Source organism: Lawsonibacter hominis (assembly GCF_014287895.1).
GTDB lineage: Bacteria > Bacillota > Clostridia > Oscillospirales > Oscillospiraceae > Lawsonibacter_A > Lawsonibacter_A hominis.
On the sequence record NZ_JACOPP010000005.1, the window covers coordinates 197310 to 212590 of the forward strand.

Below are 15281 nucleotides of genomic sequence, written 5' to 3' on the forward strand. Positions count from 1 at the left end.
CCATGAGCCTGATCCGATTGGAAGACGTATATAAGATTTACGGCGAAGGGGAGGAAAACCAGGTCAACGCCCTGGACGGCGTGACTATGGAGATCGGCCAGGGGGAATTTGTGGCCATCATCGGCACCTCCGGCTCCGGAAAGTCCACCATGATGAATCTTTTGGGGTGCCTGGACGTGCCCACCCGCGGGGAGTACTACCTGGACGGCATCTCCATCCGCCGGCGTACCCAGAAGGAACTCAGCGACATCCGCTCCCGGCGCATCGCGTTCATTTTCCAAGGGTATAACCTCATCCCATCCCTCAACGTGTGGCAGAACGTGGCCCTGCCTATGGCGTATCAGCGCGTCCCGCCGGCCCAGCGCCGGGCGCGCGCACTGGAGGCGCTGGAGCAGGTGGAGATCCTCGCCAAGGCGGAAAACCGCCCCTCCCAGCTCTCCGGCGGCCAGCAGCAGCGGGTGGCCATCGCCCGGGCCATCGCCACCCGCTCGCCGGTTTTGATGGCCGACGAGCCTACCGGGGCCCTGGACTCCAAGACCGGCGCCCAGGTGCTCCAGCTCATGCGAAAGCTCAATGCGGGGGGGACCACCGTCATCCTCATCACCCACGACAACGGCATCGCGGCCCAGGCCGACCGTACCGTACGGGTCATGGATGGAAGGATCGTCCACGACAGCCTCTGGGACGGCGTTCTCATCCCGGGGCTGGGCGCAGCCGGGGCGGGAAGGGCGGCGCTATGAATGCACTCATCATGGCGCTTGACGCGATCAAAGAGAAAAAGGGCCGTTCCTTTCTGACCATGCTGGGCATCATCATCGGCGTGACGGCCGTGCTGGTGCTGGTGGCGCTGGTGTCCGGGTACAACGCGGACATCACCGCCTATTACGAGAAGCTGGGCGTCAACAAGGTCAACGTCAGCGTGACCTGGTACGATACCAGCCGGGCCGTGGACGTGATGGACACGCTGTATGACTACGGCAACGGGGAGCTGAAGGACCTGGTGCTGGGCGTCAGCCCGTCCCTCACCACCACTCTGCCGATGAAGTACCGAACCGCCACCCTGGACACTGGCAGCATCTATTTCGGCAGCGACCAGTTTGCCGCCTGCAACAACTACGTGCTGGAGAACGGCCGGGATCTGAGCCGCTACGACGTGGAAAACCGCAGCCACGTGTGCGTGCTGGGGGCCTATGTGGCGCAGAGCCTGTTCCAGTACGCCGATCCCATCGGGCAGACCGTCTATCTGGCGGCGTGCCCTTTGAAGTGGTGGGAACCTACTACCAGAAGGACGGGGGGACGGAGGAGTCCATGGACGATATGGTGAGCATCCCCTATTCCATGGCCCGCTCCCTGATGAGCACCGATCATCTGACCGGTTTTACCGTCAAGGTAGACAAGTCGGACAATGTGGACACGGTCATCCGCCGCCTGGAAACCGTTCTGGACGAGACCATCGATTCCAGCGTCGGCACCTATCGGCTGGAGGATGGAAACTCCGCCATGAGCGAATCCACCGAGGAGACGACCTCCATGAGCGTGGTGCTGGGCGGGATCGCGGGAATCGCCCTGCTGGTGGGCGGCATCGGCATCATGAATATCATGCTGGTCACCGTGACCGAGCGTACCCGGGAGATCGGCATCAAAAAATCCATTGGAGCCCCCCGGCGGGAGATCGTCACCCAGTTCCTGGTGGAGGCCGCTATTCTGAGCGCCATGGGCGGGGTCATCGGCATCGCCCTGGGTTATCTTCTCTCGCTGATCCTGGGCAAGGCGATGTACGACCTGATCCTGTTTCCCAGTGCGCTGGTCAGCGCGGGGGCGTTCGCGTTTTCCGTGGTCATCGGCATCGTGTTCGGAATCTATCCGGCGGCCAAGGCATCCAATCTCCAGCCGGTGGATGCGCTGAGGGCCGACTAAATGGAGTTGAGAGGAGAATCACAGATGAAACAGCGTATTCTCGCCCTGCTGCTGGCGGCGGGGCTTTGCCTGGGGATCATCGGCGCCTGCATTCCGGCGGCCCTGGCCGCGGACGAGACCGGCGTGGAGGAGGCGGTGGAGGTGCTCGCCGGCCTGGGCATCGTCTCCGGCTGCAGCGACGGTTCCTATCACCCGGAGGACAGCCTGACCCGCGCCCAGTTCTGCAAGCTGGCCGTGCTGGCTGAGGGCCATGGGGACAAGATCAATGCCGGCGCCTACCGCACTCTGTTTTCCGACGTGCCCGGCTCCAATTGGGCGGCGCCCTATGTGAACCTGGCGTATGAGGAGGGACTGGTCTCCGGCTACGGCGACGGCACCTTCGGCCCAGATGATGCGGTGACCACGGCACAGGCCGCTACCATCGTGCTGCATCTGCTGGGCTATACCGACGACGCCATCGGCCCCTTCTGGCCGGAGGATGCTATGTCCTTGGCCGATTCCCTGGGCCTGCTGGACGGGCTGGACAAGACGGCGGCCCGGGCGCTGAGCCGGGGCGACGCGGCGCTTTTGCTCTACCACCTGCTGGATCAGACCACCGCCGACGGCCGGGACTACTACACCGCCCTTTGCAGCTCCGCGATCAAGAACGCGCTGCTGCTGGACAACGACAGCGAGGCGTCCGACGGTACGCTGAACACCGCCCTGGTCTACGCCGACAACGCCCTGACCTGCTATGAGCAGGCTGACTGTCTGCCCGAGCTTCTGGTTGGGCGGAAGGGCACCCTGCTGCTGGACAGCGCCGGCAAGGTGTCGGGCTTTTTGCCCGACGACACGGTCTGCCGGCAGGTCGTGCCCGTCAAGACGACCTCCAGCGCCCTGACCGGAGTGGATGGGGCGGAGTATTCCGTCAACAGTGCGCTTCCCGTCCTGCTGGACGGGGAAAAAAAGACCTACGGCGATTGCTGGTACGACCTGGCGGGCCGTGCCCGGACGACGCTGTACTATGCAAGCTCCGGAAACCTGGAGCTGATCGTGGCCTCGGAGGCGGTGGCCTACGAGGGCGTGACCCTCACCGGCTACTATGAGAACGCCGCGCCCAACACCGGCTCGCCCACCCGGATCACTCTGCTGGGGATCACGCTGGACGTGGCCAATACCGCCCGGGCCGGTCTGTCCCGGTTCGCGGTGGGCGACCGGCTGACCGTGGTCCTGAACGGCGCGGGCGAGGTAGCCGCGGCCCATACCACCTCGGAGAAAAAGGGAGAGCTGTACGGCGTGCTGGGGAGCGACGGCAGCGTGGCGCTGACCTGCGGGCTTACCGTCAAGGGAACGATCGCCTCCGGCTCCGCCCAGGCGGGCGACCTGGTGAAGGTCAGTTCCATCGGCGTGAATCAGCTCTCGGTCAGCGCCCTTTCCAAAAGCTGCCGGTACAGCCTCAACGTCTCTGCGGCCGCGCTGGGCAGTATTCCGCTGTCCGACGACGTCAAGATCTATGAACGGGTGAGCGCCGGCCCTGTGGTGGAGATCGGATTGGACGACATTCTGAGCGATACCGTCTCCTCCGCGCGCATCGACTTCTACGCCACCGACGACGAGGGGCGGGTCTGCCTGCTGCTGCTGGACGACGCTACCGGCTACGCCTATACCTACGGTTTCCTGGTCGCCGACACCAAGACCTCGGCGGGCATCAGCTCCGACGATACCGTGACCAACAAGACCATCGCGGTGAAGAACAGCGCGGGTACCACGCAGGCATACATTACCGGCCTGTCCCTGAAAAACGGCGACGTGGGCGGTATAGCCGGGACCGCCAAGGGGACCCTGGCGGGGGCGGTGACCCTGACCAAGGCGAGAAACATCGCCCGCTCCGCCTTTGACGGCGGCGATGCTGTGGTAGTGGATGAGATCCGGGTGCCTTTGGCGGACAACGTACAGGTCTACAATACCGCCACCGGCCAGTGGACGACGCTGGAGGCGGCCAAGTCCTACGCGGACCGCTTTACCGTCTATTACAGCGGCGCCTTGGGCGCCAACGCCCGGGTGTGGGTCATCTGCACGGAATAAACGCAAGCGGACTCCCGCATCCCGACGCGGGAGTCCGCTTGCGTTCAAAATGCTTCGATCACGCCGCAGGCGATGCGGCCGCCCGCGTCTCCAGCCGGCTGGGAGCGGTAATCGTCCGGGCTTTCATGGAGGACAACGGACCGGCCCAGCACCTCCTCTGGCCGGAAGCGCCCGGTAAACGTCACCGAAAAGGCCCGCCCGCGGTGGGAGAGCAGCACCGGCAGGTCTCCGGCGTGGTCCGGGTGAGGTTGCTGCTGCGGGTCGAAATGTCCCCCGGCGCAATAAAAGGGGATATCGCCTCCGGTGCGGCAGCAGCCCAGCGTATGGATATGCAGGGCAAAAAAGCCGTCCCGCGGCAGCCCGGCGGCCCGCGTGACCAGCAGAGTACCCTCCTGCCAGGGATAGAGCAGGACTTCTCCCAGCAGACCGGGATAGGCGCCGTTTCCACGCAGCACAGCGCGGAGCGCCGGGACGCCCTCCAGCAGGACCTGGGGCAGGGGAGAATGAGCACGGTTCATGGCAAACGCCTCCAATCTTACCCCAGCGTATGCGGCCCGGCCCCGTCCCGGACCAACCAAAACAGGACCAGCCGAGTTCGGCTGATCCTGTTTCCGTCTCACGATTACGCAGCGCGGGCGGCCTTGTTCCACCGGACTGCGGTGTATATTGGCGGCACCCGTCCCATCCGGACAGCAAACGCCGCTCCTGCGGGCGCTGTAGAGGCAGCAGGGCAAAATAAAACCGCCTCCACGGGGGAGACGGGGACAGGCCTTGTGCCTTTAACGGAGCAAGCGGCGGCAAACCTCGCAACCGGGAAAAACAATATCGTAGCCAGAACGATCAACGATATTGTGTCCTTCGTGAAGAATGCGCGCTCAAAAAAAGGCGGTAGCGAACGTTTATACATGGGAACAATTCCTGACTCCGCAGCAAGACTAATCCGAGACCAAACGGGAGTGGAAGTTTCCGGATATACCGCTATCCTTCCTGGAAGTTCCGTTCAGCACATTTTCAAAAACCACGGGGACACCCAGAAAGAGGCCACAAGGGGGCAGCGCGCGGTCTCGGCAGAAGATATCGCACAAATCCCAAAGGTTTTAGCCTCGCCCGATGCGGTAACGCTATCTGAGGATACAGATGTCTTTGGACGGCCCGTGCTGCTATTCTCCAAGCAAATCGGAGATACTTATATCACCGCTCAGGCAGTAACGGACGGACGGCATATGCTGGCGACAAATACCCTCTGGATACAAAAAAAGAAGAACCCACTTGTTACGGAGTCCAATGCCGCTAAACGCGACCCTGCACATAACGCCCAAAGCGTACCGCCGTCAGGTTCTTCCTTTGAAAGCACTCCCTCCGAGATGAATGCGGACGAAACCGCCCCCGTCCCTACGTCCAAGACGCCAGAGCCTGTGCTTCCTACTGCCCCCATTATAGCAGATTCCTCCGCAAAGGGCAATACCCAGTATGCCCAAAATTCCGGGGGGCAAACCGGGGATGACGGCGTAGGGGCCGCGAATGCGGGATTTGCCGGGGATTACAACCGTTTGCAGAACCAGTCGGAGCGCTTCCACCCGGAGGGCGAGAAGGCGGCCCGCCCGGTGGACGTTCCAGTGGAGGATTTTCAGGGGCGGAGCATCCCCAAGTCCACAGCCACCGTCCTGGAGGCCGGGGCGACGCCGGACAGGGAATTTACCCAAAGGATCGATTCGAATCGGAAGGGATCTCAAAAAGAAAAATCCCCAGAACCGGAACGGTTCTGGGGATTTGTGCCTGATGTCGTGCCTATTACACAGCGCGGGTGACCTTACCCGAACGGAGGCATCTGGTGCACACGTACACGTGCTTGGGCGTACCGTTTACAATCGCCTTGACGCGCTTCACGTTGGGCTTCCAGGGACGGTTGGAGCGGCGGTGGGAGTGGGAGACCTGGATACCGAACACAACGCCCTTATCGCAAAATTCACATTTGGCCATTCGCTTATACCTCCTCGCTTTAAGGGATAGCTTTATAAAGCATCGAATGATATATTAGCAGAATCAGGCGGAAAATGCAAGAGGAAATTTGAAAAAAACGCCCCTTTTCTCATTCCGCGCCTGCAATGGCGGTCACAGGGTCCATTCGCCCCACGCTGCGCAGGGGCGCGCAGGTGGCCAGCAGGCAGGCGAGCAGAGACGCTGCGGCGGCCTGAAGCACGGGGACGGCGGGGAAGGGGACCCATTGCAGCGTATCGGTGACGGCGGCCTGTACCAGGACGGTGCACCCGTAGCCTGCGGCAGCGCCCAGTACGGCTGCGGCGGCGCCGTAATAGACCCCCTCCCACAGAAAGGTGCGGTACAGGTCCCCGGTGCTCATGCCGATGGCGCGCTGTACGCCGATCTCGCTCAGGCGGGTATGGATGTTGGTGAATACGGTGTTGACGATGTTGAGTACGCCGATGGCGCCGATGAACAGGATCAGGCCCCAGCAGAGCAGGGAGATTTGAGCATAGCTCTCCGCCAACTGCCGGTCGGTGTTCTCATAGGAGAGCCAGTAGCCGCCGCTGCCGGCGCACAGCGCGTCCAGCCGCGTCTCCAGCGCGGCGCGGTCGGTCCCCTCGGACAGGGTGAGATAGAGCTCGTTGTATCCGCTCAGACCGGTGAGCCGGTCAAAGAGCCCGTCTGAGACGATGACCTGCACGCCGTTGAGAAATCCCTCTCCCTCCGGGGTGATCCGGGCGGGGCTGATGCCGGCCACCGTCAGAGCGACGCCGGAAACCGTAAGGCGCATCCCTGCCTCTACCTGGGTGCCTGGATAAGTCTCGCCGTCGAAGGAAAACGGGATCGGCCCTGCGGCCAGACAGGAGCGGCCCGCCAGCAGCTCCTCCAGAGCGGCGGGGGAGAGCCCGTCGGCCAGTTTGCACAGCCGCTTGTCGTCCAGCCCGACCAGATGAAGCACCTCGCCGCTCTGAAGGAGCAGGTCGGTATCCAACTCCAGCGCGCCGGACGCATCCTGCTGGTAGACCTTGTGCTTGAGGGTGGACAAGCCGGATACCGCCGGGTCGTCCGCCAGGGCCTCCACGTCGGCGGGCAAAAAGCCCGCGTCCAGATTGGATACGGCATAGTCGCCCAGATGCATCTGCTCCACGCGGCGGGAGGCGTCCAGCAGTCCGCTGAAGTTCTGCAGGGCCACGAAGACGGTAATGCTCATCACCAGGGAGCAGATCGTGATGGCGGTGCGTCCGGGGCTGCGCTTCAGATTCATCCGGGCATAGAACGCGGGAAAGGAGCGGATGGGACGCAGCCGGCGGCCGTGCCGTCGGATGCGCAGTGCCGGACCGGCCATGGCGGCGGTGGGGGAGACCCGCGCGGCGTACCGTGCGGCAGGCAGGGCGGCCAGGGCGGCGAAGAGCAGCGTGATCCCCCCGCTGAGGAGCAGGGACGGCAGCCTGACGGCGCTGTTCTGCTGGATGAGTGCGGCCAGTTCTTCCCGGCTGCCCGCCAGGAGCACGTCGGGGGAGAAGAGCGCGGTGACCGCCAGCGTGATGCCCTTGGCGCAGAGAAGTCCCAGGACCGCCCCCGCCGGGATGCCCGCGCCGCACAGCAGCAGCAGCTGCAGCCCGACCAGCGCGTAAAGCTGTCCCCGCCCGGCCCCCAGAGCGCGCAGGGTGCCGTAGCAGCGGATGCGCTTGGCGACGGCGATCTTCAGAATATTAAAGATGACCAGCCCGGCCGCCAGCAGCACCAGAGCGGCCACCAGAACTCCGGCGGCGGCCAGATAGGGGAAACCCGCCCCGCCGGCGTCCGAAGCGCCTTTTCCCCGGTAGGAGACGCCCAAAGCGTCCAGCAGGGTGTCGTTATACTGGATGCAGGCCTGCGGAAGATCGAATTGCCCGGCCAGATCGTCCACCGTCTCCTGGAGACGTTCCGGCTCCCGAAGCCGCAGGTCCAGACTGTATACCTGATAGCGCTCCGGCAGCAGCTCCGCCGCCGAACCGGGACCTGCCGCGCCTGCTACGGAACGGCTGACATAGCCCACATAACTGCTCTCAAAGATGCCGGTCAGGGTGAATTCCGCCGTGTAGGAATAGCTGGACGCGGCGTCCTGGATGCGGGAAATCTGCAGGGGAAGGACGAGGGTGGCGCCCGGGCCGCCGGAGTAGCCCAGCAGTGTCAGCACATCCCGGGGCAGGGCGATCTCGCCCGCCGCCCGGGGCAGCGCGCCTTCCGCCAGCTTCAGGCTGGCGCTGTAGGCGCTCAGGGCGCCGCCGTCATACTCCCGCAGCAGCAGCGTCAAACTGCTGTTCTCCAGCCTGCAGGTGCCCAGCGCCGTTATCCGCCCGGCAAACGCCACCCGTTCGTCGGCGGAGATGGCCTGCGCCTGCTCCGCCGTCAGGTTGTGCAGGGTGACATGCCGGTTCCCGTTGAGCGAGGCCGCCTGCTGCAGGCGCAGGGCGTTCAGGGTGCCCAGCGACTGGCCGATGGCGGCGGTCATGGTGGTGGAAAGGATCACGGCCAGCAGAATGAGGACCGAAGTCACCCGCTGCGCCCGCAGCTCCCTCCAGGCCAGGGCGGCGCAGCCTCTCATACCTCCACCTCCCGCAGCGTCCCGTCGCACATCTCCAGCCTGCGGCAGGCCAGCGCGGCCACCCGGCTGTCATGGGTGATGACCACCACGGTCTTGTTCAGACGGGCGTTCACGTCGCGCAAAAGCTCCATGACCTCCCGGCCGCTGTTGCTGTCCAGGTTGCCCGTGGGCTCGTCGGCAAAGAGCACCTCCGGGTCGGCGCACAGGGCCCGGGCGATGGCCACCCGCTGCTGCTGCCCGCCGGAGAGCTCATGGGGCAGATGCTCCAGCCGGTCGGCGATGCCCAGCGGACCGGCCAGCTCCTCCAGCCGGTTGGAGTCTGGCCTGCGCCGGTCCAGAAGCAGGGGCAGCAGGATGTTTTCCCGGGCGGTGAGCACCGGCAGCAGATTGAACTGCTGAAAGATAAAGCCCACCCGCCGCCGCCGCAGAGCGGACAGGGCCCGGTCGTCCAGCTGCCCCAGATCGGCCCCGTCGTAGCGCACACAGCCCGAGGTTGGCTGATCCAGGGCGCTGAGCAGATGGAGCAGGGTGCTTTTTCCGCTGCCTGAGGGCCCCATGACGGATAGAAATTCTCCCTGCCGGATGCGCAGGCTGACCCGATCCAGCGCAGTCACCTGTCCGGCGCCGCAGCCGTAGCGCTTGGACAATTCGGTTGCTTCGATCAGCATAAAAACAATCCCCCGATCGTATTGATCCTGTGCTCCCGTCCGCGGCAGGACACGTTTCGCGGCGCGGACGCACAGCGCCGCCGCGCCGCAAAACGAAAAGGCGCGTTTGCGGAAGCGGCCGGTATAAGGGGAGTGTAAGGGATAAATCTCAAAAAAACATCAAGAAGCGGAAATTTGGAAGCAGGCCTGCGCCACCGCCCCGCCGCCGGCATTCTCCAGCGTCAGGGCGCCTCCGTGCTTTTCACACAGCATGCGGCACAGGTAAAGCCCCATGCCGAAGTGTCCGTCGCAGCCCTCCGTCCCCCGCAGGAAGGGGGCGCCCGCCCGCTCCAGCACAGGGGGCGGGAAGCCCGGGCCGTCGTCGGCCACCGTCAGCGCCAGCAGACCGTTTTCAAGGGTAAGGGAGACGCGCACCGCCCTGCGGGCATACCGCAGGGCGTTGGCGCACAGGTTCTCGGCCGCCTCCTGGAACAGCGCCCGGTCCAGCGTCAGGACCGCCGGCAGGGGAGCGGCGGTAAAGGAGAGCGCTTTTCCGGCTCCCTGTGCCAGAAGAGTCAGCGCATGCTGCAGGGCGGCGGCAAAACAGGCCGCCTCCACCGGGGCGGGAGCGCAGGTCAGGTCCTCCAGCCGCTGGGCCCGGGTCATGGCCTCCACATAGCCCTCTACCCGACGGGCGTACTGCCCCATCAGCGCCACGGCGGGTTTGGCGCTCTCCGCCGTCAGGCTGCCCTGCTCCAGTCCCTGCTCCAGCAGCCGGGCACAGCCCTTGAGCACCGTCACCGGGTTGCGCAGGTCGTGGGCAAACGCGGCGTTGAGCCGCTGGCGGTCCTCGGCCTGCCGCCACAGCCGCCGGTTGCTCTCCAGCAGGGCGCGGCGCATCGCTTCAAAGGCGGAGCACAGCCGTCCCAACTCGTCGGCGGAGGCGGTGTGCAGCGCAAAGTCCAGATCCCCCGCCATGATCCGCTCCGTCCCGGCCTGGAGCCGCTCCAGCGGCTTTTTCAGCTTCCAGCGGTAGAAGAGCCCGCCCGCCAGCAGCAGGCTGCCCGCCAGCACCACTGCGGGCAAAATGATCTGGAGCACCCCCAGCAGGTTGGCCAGGGCCGCCCGGTCCCGGGAGACCTCCGGAAGCTGGAGGACGGCGGGCTGCTCTCCCATCTGAAGTACCACGCCGCTGGGAGCGGCCGCCTGCTGCAGCGCGCCCAGCCCCAGGATCAGGGCGGCGCAGGCCGCGGCCGCCCCCGACAGACACCAGAGGGTGATCCAGAAGAGGGCGCGCTTGAGTCCCATGCCCTTCAGCCGTTCCATTTGTACCCCACCCCCCAGACCGTATGGATGTATTCGTGCTTGGTACAGCGCCCCAGCTTGGCGCGGATCTTGCGGATGTGCTCCATGACGGTATCGCTGCTGCCGTCGCCCTCCAGCCCCCACACCCGCTCGTAGATGCGCTCCCGGTCGAAGACCTGCCCATCGTGGAGGGAGAGCAGGGCCACGATGTCGAACTCCTTTTTGGACAGGGGCACCGTTGTGCCGCCCACCTCAGCCGTCCGGCTCTCATAGTCGATGGTCAGCGCTCCGAAGCAGCGCAGGGCGGGGCGCCGAGGCCCCCGGCGCTCCCGGCGCAGGTGGGCGGCCACCCGGGCGCCCAGCTCATCCAGGTCGAAGGGCTTGACAATGTAATCGTCGCCCCCGGCCTGAAAGCCCAGTACCTTGTCCGCCGTTTCGATCCGGGCGGTCAGAAAGAGAATGGGGCAGGATACGTGGGACCGGATGCGGCGGCAGACCTCCAGCCCGTCCACATCCGGCATGCTGATATCCAGCAGGATCAGGTCGGGCCTGCAGGAGAGCCGCTCCAGGGCCTCCCGCCCGCTGGAAGCGCAGACCACCCGATAGCCGGCCGCTTCAAAATACTGCCGCATCAGCGCCGTGATGCCCGCCTCGTCATCCGCCAGTAAAAGCGTATCCGCCATATCGTCATCTCCCATCCGCAGGATACGGTGAAAATCTCAAGATTTTCTCAAGACCAGCATATCACGCCCCCGGTCTTTTTTCCATCCGCAGTTGCAAACCGGCCGTCAACGATGGTATACTACGGCTATAGAGAAGGAGGCGACGCCGATGGAGAGCCTTTACAGCGTAAAGCTGGGGAAACTGATCCAGGAATTCAATCTGGAGGTGCTGCGGGGCGCGGAAGGGTACGCGGAGCGGCCCATCCGCACGGAGGACGTGAACCGTCCCGGACTCCAGCTCACCGGCTTTTTCGATTATTTTGATCCCAAGCGGCTTCAGGTCATCGGGCGGGTGGAGACCACCTACCTGTCCGGCCTGACGGAGGAGCAGCGGCGGGAGAGCTTTGAGCAGCTCCTGAGCCAGGAGATCCCCGCGCTCATCATTTCCCGGGGTATGGAGCCTTACCCGGAGTGTATGGAGATGGCGGAGAAGTACGACCGCACGATCCTGCGCAGCCAGGACACCACCTCGGTGTTTATGAGCAACGTCATCGCCGCGTTGAAAAACTACCTTTCGCCCCGGATCACCCGCCACGGCGTGCTGGTGGATGTGTACGGCGAGGGCGTGCTTCTGCTGGGCGAATCCGGCGTGGGCAAAAGCGAGACCGCCATCGAGCTGGTCAAGCGGGGACACCGCCTGATCGCGGACGACGCGGTGGAGATCAAACGCACCGCCGCCATGCGCCTGATGGGCAGCGCGCCGGAACTGATCCGGCACTATATCGAGCTGCGGGGCATCGGCGTCATCGACGTGCGCCGGCTGTTCGGTATGAGCGCCGTTAAGGACGAGGCGGAGATCGACATGGTCATCAATCTGGAGCAGTGGAAGGATGGGGCCATGTATGACCGCCTGGGCCTGGAGAACCTGTACACCACGATCCTGGACGTGCAGGTGCCCTCTCTGACGGTGCCGGTAAAGCCGGGGCGGAACCTGGCGGTCATCGTGGAGGTGGCGGCCATGAACAACCGCCACAAGAAGATGGGCTATAACGCCGCGCTGGAATTCACCAAGCAGATCAACGAGCATTTTGACCAAGCGATGAGCGCCCAGATGAAACAGGAATGAAGCAGAAGAACGCGCGCCCGGCCAGATGGCCGGGCGCGCGTTGTTTTCCGCCGGCGGGCGGCGGGGAGAAGCTCAGTCCTGTTTGCCCTTGCACTTGCCGGTGACGCACAGCAGCAGCGCCGCGCCGATGACGTCGATGACGATGAACACGCCGTAGGGCAGGGCATAGTCGCCTCCGGAGACGCCCAGCAGCACGGCCATGATGAGGAAGGCGAACTTCTGCAGCAGGGAGGCGATGGGAGAGACGAGGCTGTTGGCGGCGGTGAAGTCATACTTGCCGTACACGGAGATGACCATGGAGGGCATCAGGTTCAGCAGGCCGCCGATGCCCAGGCCCACAAAGACGATGGCGATGTAGGTGAAGATGGGCAGCTTGGCGAAGATGAGCAGCAGCAGGGCGATGATGTAGGAGGCGGAGTAGACCACGCTGGCGGGCTTGGTGCCGACCTTCTGGTCCAGCCAGCCCCAGAAATAGCTGCCAAACAGGCCCACGACGGCGGCCGCGGTGAGCATCATCAGGGCGGCGGGCTGGGAATTGCCCACGCTGATCATGCGGGGCACGAACTGGCTGACGATGCCGACGGTGACCATCCACAGCAGGCCGAAGCCCAGGCCCATGCACCACATGTCCTTGTCCCGGAGCAGTTTGGATACCGTGAAAGCGCTCTTGTGGCTGCGGACGGCCTCCGCCTGAGCTTTGAAGTCCACGCCCTCGGCTTTGATGTTATCCGGGTAAGCGCCCACGTCGTGGGGATAGTCCTTCACCCAGACGAGGGAGGCCAGGCCGAAGATGACGACGACCACGCCCACGATGGTGCAGCCGGTGGGGACGCCGAACTTGCCGAACAGACCGGAGAGGATGGCGACGAAGGTGGCGGTGCACAGGGGGGCGCCCATGGTGGCCCAGCCCAGGGCGATGCCCTTCTTGCGGGGGAACCAGTTGTTCATCAGAGTGGAAGTGCCGATCAGACCGAAGGCGTTGGAAATAAAGGTGAACAGGGTCAGGCAGACCAAAAACAGCACGGGGGAGTTCACGTGGCCGAACCAGATGTAGAGCAGGCCGGTGAGGACCAGGGTAAAGGTGCACAGGATGCGCACGCCGGTCTTCATGACCAGGCGGCCGAAGACGATGCCGCCCAGCACGCCGATGATGCCGGCGGGGGTGGCGAAGCCCAGCAGTACGTTGGGATCCCAGCCGTGCAGAGCGGCGAAGGCGCCCGGGTAGACGTTCAGGCCGTCCACGGCCAGGCCGGCCCAGAAGTAGTAGAGCAGCATGGAGTAAAGGATCATACTCCAGCCCCACTTGCCGAAATTGCTGTTGGTGAGCTGTTTGTCAGGTGCTTGATTCATGAACGATTCCTCCTGTCGTGTAGTAAAAAGACGGTAGTGTGAAAAAGCCGGAGCATCCGCCCGCTCAGAAACGGTCCCGTTCCTCGGCGTAGACCTGGGGCAGGATGGCGGCCAGGTTGGTGAATTCCTTTGCGTTGTGGTAGACCAGGGCGCGGGGGACTTCAATGGGCAGCGCCGCCCCCTCGGGCAGCATCCGGCGGGCCTTGCCGGAGATGATGTGCCAGCCCATCCAGAAGCGGGTGCGCAGCTCGCTGCCGCCGGGGACGCTGCGCAGGAAATGGGTCATCACCACGCTCATCTGGGCGGACCTGGTGGTGCCTGAGTTGGCGCAGACGATGGTGGAGCAGGCGTCCGTGCCGATCTTGTCCTGCTCATAGCCCAGCTCGCGGGGTTCCCGGAAGCTGGCAAAGAGCTCGTCGGCGCCCATGCCGATGTCCTCCCGGATGATGTGGGTGGTGCCCCAGTAGCGCTCCTTCATGGACAGGGCGGCGCAGCGGGCCTGTCCATAGTTGAGGGACACGGCGCCGGTGTGGTCCTCCGGGTCCCATATGGTGTAGCGCAGGGGGCCGCAGCCGTGCCAGGCGAACCACCAGTCGAACATCTCCGCTGTGACGCCGGGCATGGCCGTATGATTCGCAACGAAGCCGGTGCCGTCCTCCAGCACGCAGTAGCCGGTCTCCACCGGCAGGTAGCCGGGCAGAAACAGGTCGTTGCGGTGGTGGATGTCCAGCGCGCAGCCGGGATCGCAGGGGCCCTTGGCCAGCAGCGCCAGCTTTTCCGCTGGGATCGGGGCCGGCTCCCTGTGGTAATACTTGCTGATCGGCAGGGCCTCCTGCTCCGGGGTGATGGGGATCTTCGTTCCCATACAGTGAAACCTCCTCTCTTGCGCTGCATATATTGCAAGAATCGTGCCAAATCGTAAAAAGCGGGATTTGTGCCCCTGACCCACGACAGGACGGGCCGGTTTGGGCGCAGGGTCCCCGCAGGGAAAGATACAGTTGTATTACTTTTGAACAAATGGATAGAGACAGACGAAACGGTTTTACAGCCGGGCGGGATGTGCTATACTGAGGCTAAACGGATGCGAAGAGGAGGGCGGATATGCTGACGCTGTGCCTGATGCTGCTGGAAGGGGAGGAGGACAGGGCGCTCTTTGTCCGCTTTCATGCCAAGTATGAGAAAAAGCTGTACGCCGTGGCCTTGAAGATCCTGGGCTCGGGGGCGCTGGCGGAAGAGGCGGTGCAGGAGTCCATGGTGAAGATCGCGGTGCATTTTGAACATTTTGAAAAATTTTAGCAAGAATGAACGGGAGACAGCTGGCTAAGGAGTGAGGGGAGCCTACCTCTTTTATGGGGGCAGAAATTTTTGAGATTAGTCAAGAATAAACTGGATTTCTACAGTAGTGTCAACAGGACCAAACACGGATATTACCTATTCGGTATGTGATGCTTTATCTGTAATTTATACTGGCTTGAAAGCAATCGGCATCAGCAGATTTTCATCCGCGAAGGAAGCCAAGGGCTAGAGTCTGTTTTAAAACCTAGCCATTGTGTGAAAAACGACGATGTAATAGAATGGGAGCATGAAGAGACATGAAATAAGCGAAAAACAATGGAATAGGATCAAGGACAAGTTCCCGC

General features: G+C 63.7%; 15 protein-coding genes. 7 read left to right on the plus strand and 8 right to left on the minus strand.

Features of this window, described 5'->3' with window-relative positions:
* Window positions 1-2: 2 nt before the first annotated feature.
* From H8S57_RS06085 to H8S57_RS06095, 4 genes are read left to right on the plus strand one after another with little or no spacing between them, the layout of a single operon-like run.
* Window positions 3-740 carry an ABC transporter ATP-binding protein gene (locus H8S57_RS06085; RefSeq protein WP_186907180.1) on the plus strand — a complete coding sequence of 246 codons (738 nt, stop codon included), beginning with the start codon at window positions 3-5 and terminating at the stop codon, window positions 738-740.
* Complete coding sequence (locus H8S57_RS17270; protein ID WP_243204718.1) at window positions 737-1324, plus strand: ABC transporter permease; 588 nt, start codon at window positions 737-739, stop codon at window positions 1322-1324. Before H8S57_RS06085 ends, H8S57_RS17270 begins: the two co-directional genes overlap by 4 nt.
* The gene (locus H8S57_RS18025; protein WP_369807599.1) at window positions 1252-1917 is read left to right on the plus strand and encodes an ABC transporter permease; all 666 of its coding nucleotides are present in this window, start codon (window positions 1252-1254) and stop codon (window positions 1915-1917) included. The genes H8S57_RS17270 and H8S57_RS18025 overlap by 73 nt, the downstream gene beginning before the upstream one ends.
* Window positions 1918-1941: 24 nt before the next feature.
* On the plus strand, window positions 1942-3981 hold the full coding sequence (locus H8S57_RS06095) for an S-layer homology domain-containing protein (protein ID WP_186907181.1): 2040 nt from the start codon (window positions 1942-1944) through the stop codon (window positions 3979-3981).
* Window positions 3982-4025: 44 nt separating this feature from the next.
* Here H8S57_RS06095 and H8S57_RS06100 read toward each other — a convergent pair whose 3' ends face one another.
* Window positions 4026-4499: a superoxide dismutase family protein gene (locus H8S57_RS06100; RefSeq protein ID WP_186907182.1), complete on the minus strand. Its 474-nt coding sequence runs from the start codon at window positions 4497-4499 to the stop codon at window positions 4026-4028.
* A gap of 255 nt (window positions 4500-4754) precedes the next feature.
* Here H8S57_RS06100 and H8S57_RS06105 point away from each other — a divergent pair, with 255 nt between their 5' ends.
* Window positions 4755-5789, plus strand: a complete 1035-nt coding sequence (locus H8S57_RS06105; protein ID WP_186907183.1) for a PBECR3 domain-containing polyvalent protein — start codon at window positions 4755-4757, stop codon at window positions 5787-5789.
* Here the strand turns inward: H8S57_RS06105 and rpmB are convergent.
* The 5 genes from rpmB to H8S57_RS06130 all read right to left on the minus strand — a co-directional run bounded on the left by rpmB (window position 5773) and on the right by H8S57_RS06130 (window position 11186).
* Window positions 5773-5961: a 50S ribosomal protein L28 gene (rpmB, locus tag H8S57_RS06110; protein WP_033116638.1), complete on the minus strand. Its 189-nt coding sequence runs from the start codon at window positions 5959-5961 to the stop codon at window positions 5773-5775. The two genes, H8S57_RS06105 and rpmB, sit on opposite strands and share 17 nt — an antisense overlap.
* 109 nt (window positions 5962-6070) lie before the next feature.
* Window positions 6071-8551, minus strand: coding sequence for an ABC transporter permease (locus H8S57_RS06115; RefSeq protein WP_186907184.1), 2481 nt, complete (start codon window positions 8549-8551; stop codon window positions 6071-6073).
* Window positions 8548-9219: an ABC transporter ATP-binding protein gene (locus H8S57_RS06120; protein WP_186907185.1), complete on the minus strand. Its 672-nt coding sequence runs from the start codon at window positions 9217-9219 to the stop codon at window positions 8548-8550. The genes H8S57_RS06115 and H8S57_RS06120 overlap by 4 nt, the downstream gene beginning before the upstream one ends.
* 159 nt (window positions 9220-9378) lie before the next feature.
* On the minus strand, window positions 9379-10524 hold the full coding sequence (locus H8S57_RS06125) for a HAMP domain-containing sensor histidine kinase (protein WP_186907186.1): 1146 nt from the start codon (window positions 10522-10524) through the stop codon (window positions 9379-9381).
* A complete protein-coding gene (locus tag H8S57_RS06130) occupies window positions 10512-11186 on the minus strand; it encodes a response regulator transcription factor (protein WP_186907207.1) in 675 nt (224 codons plus the stop codon). The genes H8S57_RS06125 and H8S57_RS06130 overlap by 13 nt, the downstream gene beginning before the upstream one ends.
* Window positions 11187-11334: 148 nt before the next feature.
* On the opposite strand from H8S57_RS06130, the gene hprK reads away from it, so the two are divergent.
* Window positions 11335-12291, plus strand: coding sequence for an HPr(Ser) kinase/phosphatase (hprK, locus tag H8S57_RS06135; RefSeq protein ID WP_186907187.1), 957 nt, complete (start codon window positions 11335-11337; stop codon window positions 12289-12291).
* A 72-nt stretch (window positions 12292-12363) separates the two neighbouring features.
* Here hprK and H8S57_RS06140 read toward each other — a convergent pair whose 3' ends face one another.
* Window positions 12364-13641: an MFS transporter gene (locus tag H8S57_RS06140; RefSeq protein WP_186907188.1), complete on the minus strand. Its 1278-nt coding sequence runs from the start codon at window positions 13639-13641 to the stop codon at window positions 12364-12366.
* 64 nt (window positions 13642-13705) lie between these two features.
* The gene (locus H8S57_RS06145; protein ID WP_186907189.1) at window positions 13706-14506 is read right to left on the minus strand and encodes a DAPG hydrolase family protein; all 801 of its coding nucleotides are present in this window, start codon (window positions 14504-14506) and stop codon (window positions 13706-13708) included.
* A 236-nt stretch (window positions 14507-14742) separates the two neighbouring features.
* Here H8S57_RS06145 and H8S57_RS06150 point away from each other — a divergent pair, with 236 nt between their 5' ends.
* Complete coding sequence (locus H8S57_RS06150; RefSeq protein ID WP_186907190.1) at window positions 14743-14937, plus strand: RNA polymerase sigma factor; 195 nt, start codon at window positions 14743-14745, stop codon at window positions 14935-14937.
* The last annotated feature ends 344 nt before the right edge of the window (window positions 14938-15281 follow it).

Coding starts and splice junctions, on each gene's coding strand:
- H8S57_RS17270 (WP_243204718.1), top strand. CDS start 737: ATGAATGCACTCATCATGGCGCTTGACGCGATCAAAGAGAAAAAGGGC.
- H8S57_RS06140 (WP_186907188.1), bottom strand. CDS start 13,641: ATGAATCAAGCACCTGACAAACAGCTCACCAACAGCAATTTCGGCAAG.
- H8S57_RS06145 (WP_186907189.1), bottom strand. CDS start 14,506: ATGGGAACGAAGATCCCCATCACCCCGGAGCAGGAGGCCCTGCCGATC.
- H8S57_RS06100 (WP_186907182.1), bottom strand. CDS start 4,499: ATGAACCGTGCTCATTCTCCCCTGCCCCAGGTCCTGCTGGAGGGCGTC.
- H8S57_RS06125 (WP_186907186.1), bottom strand. CDS start 10,524: ATGGAACGGCTGAAGGGCATGGGACTCAAGCGCGCCCTCTTCTGGATC.
- H8S57_RS06150 (WP_186907190.1), top strand. CDS start 14,743: ATGCTGACGCTGTGCCTGATGCTGCTGGAAGGGGAGGAGGACAGGGCG.
- H8S57_RS06085 (WP_186907180.1), top strand. CDS start 3: ATGAGCCTGATCCGATTGGAAGACGTATATAAGATTTACGGCGAAGGG.
- H8S57_RS06130 (WP_186907207.1), bottom strand. CDS start 11,186: ATGGCGGATACGCTTTTACTGGCGGATGACGAGGCGGGCATCACGGCG.
- rpmB (WP_033116638.1), bottom strand. CDS start 5,961: ATGGCCAAATGTGAATTTTGCGATAAGGGCGTTGTGTTCGGTATCCAG.
- H8S57_RS06120 (WP_186907185.1), bottom strand. CDS start 9,219: ATGCTGATCGAAGCAACCGAATTGTCCAAGCGCTACGGCTGCGGCGCC.
- H8S57_RS06115 (WP_186907184.1), bottom strand. CDS start 8,551: ATGAGAGGCTGCGCCGCCCTGGCCTGGAGGGAGCTGCGGGCGCAGCGG.
- hprK (WP_186907187.1), top strand. CDS start 11,335: ATGGAGAGCCTTTACAGCGTAAAGCTGGGGAAACTGATCCAGGAATTC.
- H8S57_RS06095 (WP_186907181.1), top strand. CDS start 1,942: ATGAAACAGCGTATTCTCGCCCTGCTGCTGGCGGCGGGGCTTTGCCTG.